1 protein-coding gene is annotated in these 1,248 nt (G+C 67.7%); it reads right to left on the bottom strand.

All coding sequences use genetic code 11. From position 1 onward, the window contains the following. On the bottom strand, positions 1–1,032 hold a 1,032-nt coding region (gene ftsZ, locus HUK84_RS18960), incomplete at its 3' end, for a cell division protein FtsZ (RefSeq protein ID WP_176641606.1). Positions 1,033–1,248 lie beyond the last annotated feature (216 nt).

Here is a 1,248-nt window from a genome sequence, read left to right as displayed (position 1 = left end):
GGATTCGGCGGCCTCGGCCGGAAATGCGTCGGCCGGGGCGGCGTCGAACGCGCGGACCGGCGGCGTGTCGATGCCGGTGGCGACCACCGAGACGCGGATGCGGCCATTGAGCGATTCGTCGATCGCCGAGCCGAAGATGATGTTCGCGTCCTCGGCCACTTCCTCGCGGATGCGGTTGGCGGCCTGGTCGACCTCGTACAAGGTCATGTCCTCGCCGCCCGTGATGTTGATCAGCAGGCCGCGCGCGCCGGCCATCGAGGTATCTTCGAGCAGGGGGTTGGAGATGGCGTCCTCGGCCGCCGAGATGGCGCGGTTGTCGCCCTCGGCCTCGCCGGTGCCCATCATCGCCTTGCCCATCTCGGCCATCACGGTGCGGATGTCGGCGAAGTCGAGATTGACCAAGCCGGGCGCCATCATCAGGTCGGTCACGCCGCGCACGCCCATGTAGAGGACGTTGTCGGCCATCTTGAACGCGTCCTTCCAACTGGTGCGCTCGGTCGCCAGGCGGAACAGGTTCTGGTTGGGGATGACGATCAGCGTGTCGACATATTGCTGCAGCTCGGCGATGCCGGTCTCGGCGGATTTGGAGCGGCGCCCGCCCTCGAACGTGAAGGGCTTGGTGACCACGCCAACCGTCAGGATGCCGCGTTCGCGCGCCATGCGCGCGATCACCGGGGCGGCGCCGGTGCCGGTGCCGCCGCCCATGCCGGCGGTGATGAAGACCATGTGCGCGCCGTCGAGGTGGCGGGCGAGTTCGTCGGCCGCTTCCTCGGCCGCCGCGCGGCCGATTTCGGGCTTGGCGCCGGCGCCGAGGCCTTGGGTCAGGTGCGGGCCGAGCTGGATGCGGCGATCGGCCTTGCTGTGCGACAATTGCTGCGCGTCGGTGTTGGCGACGACGAATTCCACGCCCTGGAGCTGGGACTGGATCATGTTGTCGACGGCATTCGTCCCGCCGCCGCCCACGCCGATCACGGTGATGCGCGGCGTGAAGTCGGAATGATTCTGCTGCGGGATGGAGAGATTCAAAGTCATAGGCGTCTCCCGGGACGAGTCGTTGGATCGCGAGTGCCGATTCGCGGGTTTGGCTTCAGGGGGTATTGTGAATCATTTCATCATACCCTGTCGCGTATGAATTCGATGACGCGGCGCAGCAGGCCGGGCGATCGCGGTTCGGAAAGATCCAGATCGCCCAGCGCGCCGCCCGCGCCGGCCGCCCAGGCCAGCAGCCCGGCCGAGGTGGCGAAGGAC

Origin of the sequence: Nguyenibacter vanlangensis (genome assembly GCF_013376155.1) — a bacterium.
In the GTDB taxonomy this organism is placed as follows: Bacteria; Pseudomonadota; Alphaproteobacteria; order Acetobacterales; family Acetobacteraceae; genus Gluconacetobacter; species Gluconacetobacter vanlangensis.
This window is presented reverse-complemented; position numbering and strand designations above follow the sequence as displayed.